Here is a 626-nt window from a genome sequence, read left to right as displayed (position 1 = left end):
GCGGCGGGCCGCCACACCGGGGTCTCCGAAGCCAAGCTCGGCGACCACTCCGACGAACCCCGCGCCCTCCGGCGCCACGCCATCTGCGCCGGGGCCCACCGATCTGTCCGCTCCTGAATCCGCGGGGCCCCCAAAGCCGGCGTCTCCGACGGCCCCGGAGCCTTCTCAGGCCGTCGCGCCGCCTGCAGGCGAAAGCGGGGAGCCGCAAGCGTCCGCCGGCCGGGAGGCCCCGTCGGCCCGGCCTGAGGCTTCACCTCCGGGTGGCGCGGCGGCGCGGCCGGGCGAGGCGGTCGTTCCGGCACAAGGCGCGCCCGATGCTTCGTCCTCCGCGACCGTCGAGCCGTCGCCCCCGTCGCCCGACGCCGCAAACCCCGTCGTCGCCGCGATCGACACCGCAAGGGTCAAGCGCGGCGACAGCCTCTGGCGGATTTCGCGCACGACCTACGGCCAGGGGCGCCGCTACACCGTCATCTTCACCGCCAATGACGACCAGATTCGCAATCCCAATCTGATCTATCCTGGGCAGGTGCTGGTGCTGCCCGCCGACAAGGCCGACGCCGCCCCAGGGGCGGGGCGCTAGGGTCCGGACTCAATTGCACCAGTAGGTGACGGTGGCCGCGATGATC

The sequence above is a fragment of the Hansschlegelia zhihuaiae genome (genome assembly GCF_004103825.1).
Taxonomy (GTDB): Bacteria; Pseudomonadota; Alphaproteobacteria; order Rhizobiales; family Methylopilaceae; genus Methylopila; species Methylopila zhihuaiae.
Note: the sequence above shows the minus strand (reverse complement) of the source record.